General features: G+C 73.6%; 5 protein-coding genes and 1 pseudogene. All 6 read right to left on the bottom strand.

The annotated features are described in order from the left end of the window. A pseudogene (locus I0C86_RS24280) lies at positions 1-354 on the bottom strand (SIS domain-containing protein); the annotation flags it as partial. Then, positions 351-569, bottom strand: a complete 219-nt coding sequence (locus I0C86_RS24275) for a Trm112 family protein (protein WP_196203598.1) — start codon at positions 567-569, stop codon at positions 351-353. The gene I0C86_RS24275 and the pseudogene I0C86_RS24280, both read right to left, overlap by 4 nt. A 66-nt stretch (positions 570-635) precedes the next feature. Beyond that, positions 636-2,021 (bottom strand): phosphomannomutase/phosphoglucomutase, encoded by a 1,386-nt coding sequence (locus I0C86_RS24270; RefSeq protein WP_196203597.1) that lies wholly within the window; start codon positions 2,019-2,021, stop codon positions 636-638. Positions 2,022-2,208: 187 nt separating this feature from the next. After that, positions 2,209-3,549 (bottom strand): hypothetical protein, encoded by a 1,341-nt coding sequence (locus tag I0C86_RS24265; RefSeq protein WP_196203596.1) that lies wholly within the window; start codon positions 3,547-3,549, stop codon positions 2,209-2,211. A 158-nt stretch (positions 3,550-3,707) separates the two neighbouring features. Next, a complete protein-coding gene (locus tag I0C86_RS24260) occupies positions 3,708-4,322 on the bottom strand; it encodes an endonuclease V (protein WP_230394692.1) in 615 nt (204 codons plus the stop codon). 62 nt (positions 4,323-4,384) lie between these two features. Continuing rightward, positions 4,385-5,749, bottom strand: a complete 1,365-nt coding sequence (locus I0C86_RS24255) for an aldehyde dehydrogenase family protein (RefSeq protein WP_407676345.1) — start codon at positions 5,747-5,749, stop codon at positions 4,385-4,387. Positions 5,750-5,790: the final 41 nt, after the last annotated feature.

Raw genomic sequence — 5,790 nt, 5'->3', positions numbered from 1 at the left:
GGCACTGACCGCGATGACCACGTCCGCCGCTCCGACCCAGCCGGGTACGCCGGCCCTACGGCGCCCGACGACCGGGACCGGGCAGCGTGGGCCGGCGACCGTGGACAGGATCTCGCCGGTCCGGGCGGCGGTGCCGATGCCGGCGATGATGACGGCCCGGGGCCGACCCTCGTCGGCGAGGACACCGAGGTTGGCCTCGGCGGCCAGGGACGCCGACTCGCGGACCTGCGCTCCGGCGGCGGCGGTGTGCCGGAGCATGCCGCCCGGATCGCTCTCCGACAGCGCGGCGACGTCGTCGAGCAGCGTGTCGTCGGCGACCGGACGGCCACGCAGACCTGCCGTGCCGTCCATCACCGCGGTTCCGTCGTGCCGTCGGCGGCTCCGCCCGGCTGCGCCGCGGGGCCACCGCGCGCCTCGTCCAGGAGCAGCACGGGTACGTCGTCGCGTACCTCGAAGATCCGCCCGCACTCGGTGCAGGTCAGGGTCTGCGCCGTCGAGTCGTAGTCGAGCGGGGCGTGATGCGTGTCCGGACAGGCCAGAATCTCCAGCAACTGCGGGTCGAGGGCCACTGTGCGGCTCCTTCCACGTTCGTGCGGGCGGTCGAAAACGGCGGTGTCCGACCGGCGCGAAGGATCTTATCGGCGAACCAGCCCGAGTACGTCGTCGCGGAGCGCCGCCATCCGCTCCGGGGTGGGCGCCTCGACGTTGAGTCGCAGGAGCGGCTCGGTGTTGGACGGGCGCAGGTTGATCCACGCCCCGTCGGGGAAGCGCATCGTCAGGCCGTCCAGCTCGTCGGTCTCCGCGTCCGGGTAGGCCCGCCGGACGTCGGCAAGCTTGGCCCGCTGGTCCGGCACGGTCGAGTTGATTTCTCCCGAGGCCGCGTACCGCTGGTAGGCCCGGGCGAGGTCGGAGAGCGGGGTGTCCTGCTCGCCCAACGCCGCCAGCAGGTGCATCGCGGCGAGCATGCCGGTGTCGGCGAACCAGAAGTCCCGGAAGTAGTAGTGCGCGGAGTGCTCGCCGCCGAAGGCCGCGTTGGTCCGGGCCATGTCGGCCTTGATGAACGAGTGGCCGACCCGGCTCCGCACGGGCTTTCCGCCGTGCTCCCGGACGATCTCCGCCACCGCGCTGGACGTGATCAGGTTGTGGATGATCGTGGCGCCCGGGTGCTTGGCCAGTTCCCGGACCGCGACCAGGGCGGTGATCGCCGACGGTGAGACCGGCTCGCCCCGCTCGTCGACCACGAAGCAGCGGTCCGCGTCCCCGTCGAAGGCCAGGCCGAGATCGGCACCGTGCCGGATGACCGCCGCCTGGAGGTCGACCAGGTTCGCCGGGTCCAGCGGGTTGGCCTCGTGGTTCGGGAACGAGCCGTCCAGTTCGAAGTACAGCGGCACGATGTCCAGCGGCAGGGCGGGCAGAACCGCCGCGCCGAGCACGGCGGGTACGGTGTGCCCGCCCATGCCGTTGCCCGCGTCGATGACCACCTTGAGCGGGCGGATCCCGGACAGGTCGACCAGGGTCCGCAGGTGGGCGGCGTACTCGGGGAGCAGGTCGCGGCGGCGCAGCGGCGGCCGGGGCTCCTCCACCGGTCGCGGTTCCGCCTTGTCCAGCAGTGCCTGGGCCCGGTCCCGCAACTCGGCGAGGCCGGTGTCCTGACCGATCGGCCTCGCTCCGGCCCGGCACATCTTGATGCCGTTGTAGGCCGCCGGGTTGTGGCTGGCGGTGAACATCGCACCCGGCAGGTCGAGGCTGCCGGAGGCGTAGTAGAGCTGGTCGGTGCTGCCCAGTCCGACGTCGAGTACGCCGAGGCCCTCGGCCCGGACCCCGTCGGCGAAGGCGGCGGCGAGACCCGGCGACGACTCCCGCATGTCGTGGGCGATCACGACCGTGTCGCGCTGCTCCCCGGAGGTACGGAGGAGTTGCGCGAAGGCCGCCCCCAACGCCTCGGCGGCCCGTTCGTCCCACTGCCCTGGAACGGTGCCACGGACGTCGTACGCCTTGACGATAGCGGACAAATCAGACAAGATCTCGCCCTTCAGCCGGACATTCGGTCAACGGCCTGAGCGTATCGGAGCCGAACGCCACGACCGCCCCAAGGCGATCCACCGGTCGGCAGCGGGTCGGCCGGCACGCCTGGAAGCTGCTGATTTTCGCTGCGAAGTGCCGGCATCGGTACCGCCGGGCGCCCCGTCGGACAAGCCGACGCCCGGATCAGCGCGGCTTCGGCGGGTTGGTGGGCAGGATCAGCGTGGCGTCCGGCCCAGGCGGCGTCGGCGGCTCCCCCTGAGCCGGTGACCCGGAACCGGACGGAGCCGGTGACCCGGAGCCGGATGACTGGGCCGGCACGGAACCGGATGGGGCCGGTGGCACGGAACCCGGCACGGAGCCGGACGGAGCCGGTGGCACGGAACCCGGCACGGAGCCGGACGGAGCCGCTGACCCGGAACCAGACGGGGCCGGTGGCGCCGTGCGGGGCTGCCGGGGCGGCACCCGGGTGGGCAGGATCAGGGTCGGGTCACCGCCGCCGGGCCCCATGGGGGTCTGGCCGGGAGCACCGGGCAGCGCCACGGTCCGATCGCCACCACCCGGCGACAGCATCATCGTCGGATCGGCGCCGGCCGGCAGCGCCACGGTCCGGTCACCGCCACCGGGCGACAGCATCATCGTCGGATCGGCGCCGCCACCCGCACCGCCGCCGTACACCGCTGGTCGTGGTGGCGACGGAACCCGGGTCTGCCAGCCACCCACCGGCGGCGCGCCGGCCGACGGCGCGCCGGACGGGGCACGGCGATCCGCCCGGCCGCGCCGGATCAGCATCACCAGCAGGGCGATTCCGATCACCACCATCACCACACCGACGATCATCACCATCGCGCCGATGCCGAGCGAACTTCCAGATTCCGACCCGTTGGGGGTCTGGTCGGGCAGCGCAGCGGCCACCTGTTGGGTCGGCACCACGGCCTCCTCGGTCGCCACCGGACTCTCGACCGGCTCTGGAGTGGGACTCTTCCTGGTCGGCGAAGGGCTGGTTCCGGTACGGCCGCCGACCCGGGCCGTGTCGGAACCGCGGCCGAGCAACCTCCCGGCCGCGGTGTACGCCTCCACCACCACCGTCAGCCTGCCGGCCGGTGCGCCGGCCAGCAGGCTCACCCGGTAGCGACTGGACACGCTCTTCCGGGCGCACAGTTCGGGTCGGCCCGGTGCGGTGCGCGCGGCCACGACCAGCCCGTCGCCGCCGTCGGAAACCTGCACCGGACGCCAGGCGCCGTCGGCCGCGACCTGCACCTCGACCCGATCGGCGGTCAGCCCCGGCAGCCGCATGCCGAGTCCGGTGCGGACGGACACGCAGTCGCCGCCACGCATCGAGACGTTCACCGTCACCGAGCCGGGCGAGCCACCCGCGTTCATCGTGCTGGGCGCCCGGACCCGGACCGACTCCCCCTCGGCTGCGGCCGGAGCCGTACCCAGCGACACCGTCGCGCCGAACGCCACGCAGACGGTCGCCAGCCAGGTCGCGCCACGCCGTACCGACATGATTACCTCGCTCGTCACAGTGCAGATTCCGGCCCAGGTTACCGGTGACCGGGATGCCGACCTCTGTCATGCCCGGCCGCCCGTCGAACGAATCCTCGGTTCCGCGCGCAGAGGTCCGGTCCCGGCGCGCCGCACGCCCGGCCGTCCCGCCCGACGGGGGCCCGGATTCAGCTCCGTCAGGCGGATCTGAGCAACTCGGTGCGGCACAGCCGGTCGGCCGTCCGGGTGGTCTCCGGCAACCGGTACCGGGGAGCCAACTTGAGCACCTGGGCGCAGGCGTTGTCCAGGTCCATCCGGTGGCCGACCGAGACGAAGACCGGCTTCACGCCGTCCTGGGTACGCAGCACCCGCCCGATCGGCTCGGTGCCGTCCAACAGGGGCGTCCAGGAGCCGCGCCGATGGCCCGGTTCGGTCCAGTCGCCGATCAGCCGCGTCTTGCCCACGCCGACGGCCGGTCGACCGGTGAGCACGCCCAGGTGGCAGGCCAGCCCGAAGCGGCGCGGATGGGCGAGGCCGTGACCGTCGCAGACCAGCAGGTCCGGCTCCACCGTCAACCGGTCCAGTGCCGTCAGCAGCGCCGGCAGTTCCCGGAACGCGAACAGCCCGGGAACGTAGTCGAAGGCGGCCCGGCCGGTGGTCACCGCCGTGTCCAGCACGGCCAGGGTGGCGGCGTCGAGCACCGTCACGGCCGCGGCGAGCCGGTCACCGTCCTCGGCGTACGCGACGTCGAGCCCGGCCACCGTCCGGGGCGCGGTCGGCCCCGGACCGACCAGGTCGACCAACGGCCGCAACCGATCCTGTACGGCCTCCGCCTCGGCCACCGTGCGCGGCCCGGGACGATGGTGCGGCCCGGTCACAGTTCGAGCCCGGTCAGCACCATGACCCGGGACTCGGTGTAGTCCTCCATCGCGCTCCGCAGGCCCTCCCGGCCGACGCCACTGCCCTTGACCCCGCCGTACGGCATCTGGTCGGCCCGGTACGACGGCACGTCCCCGACGATGACGCCGCCGACCTGAAGCGCCCGGTACGCGGCGAACGCGGTCTGCAGACTGTGTGTGAAGACCCCGGCCTGGAGGCCGTACGCCGAGTCGTTGACGGCGGCGAACGCGGCGTCGTCGTCGGGCACCGGGGCCACCACCAGCACCGGGCCGAACACCTCGCCGGTCCGGACCCTGCTGTCCGGTGGCACGCCGGTGAGCACCGTCGGTGCGAAGCTCGTACCCTCGCGCCGTCCGCCCAGTTCGACGGTGGCTCCGGCCGCCACCGCCTCGTCGACCCAGCTCTCCACCCGCCGTGCGGCGGCCTCGTCGATCAGCGGACCGACGTCGGTCGTGTCGTCGGCCGGATCCCCGGTACGCAGCGCGGCGACCGCCGCGACCAGCCGGGGCAGGAACCCGTCGAGCAGCCATTCGTGTACGAAGACCCGCTGCACCGCGATGCAGCTCTGTCCGGCCTGGTAGTTGCCGAAGGTGGCGATCCGCTCGGCGGCCCGCTGGAAGTCGTCGTCGGCCGCCCAGTCGGCGCAGACCACCACCGCGGCGTTGCCGCCGAGTTCCAGCGTGACGTGCTTGTCCGGTACCGCACGTCGGATGTCCGCGCCGACCGGGCCGGATCCGGTGAACGAGACGACCGGTAGCCGGGGGTCCCGGACCAGTTCGGCGGCCCGGTCGTTGGGCACCGGCAGCACCGAGAACATTCCGGCCGGAAGCCCGCCGCCGATGCCGGCCGGAGGTCCACCGCCGGTGCCGGCCGGAAGTCCACCGCCGGTGCCGGCCGGAAGTCCACCGCCGGTGCCGGCCGGCTCGGTCACCTCGGCCAGCAGTTCGCCGAGCAGGAGTGCGGTCAGCGGCGTCGCCGGGGCCGGCTTGACCACGATCGGGGCACCGACCGCGATCGCCGGCGCGACCTTGTGCGCCACCAGGTTCAGCGGGAAGTTGAACGGCGTGATGCCCAGCACGGGCCCTCGGGGCATCCGGCGTACCAGCGCGATCCGGCCCTCGCCCGACGGCTCGGTGTCCAGCCGCTGCACCTCGCCGGACCAGCGCCGGGCCTCCTCGGCGGCCCACCGGAAGGTGCCGGCCGCACGGCTCACCTCGATCCGGGCCCATTTGATCGGCTTGCCGCTCTCGGCGGTGATCAGCCGGGCGACCTCCTCGGCCCGTTCGGCGAGTCGTCGGGACACGTGGTCGAGCGCGGCGGCGCGGACGTGGGCCGGCAGCGCCGCGGCCCGGTCGGCGACGGCCGCTGCCGGCCCACGTC

The organism is Plantactinospora alkalitolerans (assembly GCF_015690345.1).
Lineage (GTDB): Bacteria > Actinomycetota > Actinomycetes > Mycobacteriales > Micromonosporaceae > Plantactinospora > Plantactinospora alkalitolerans.
Note: the sequence above shows the minus strand (reverse complement) of the source record. Positions and strands in the feature narration are given on the sequence as shown.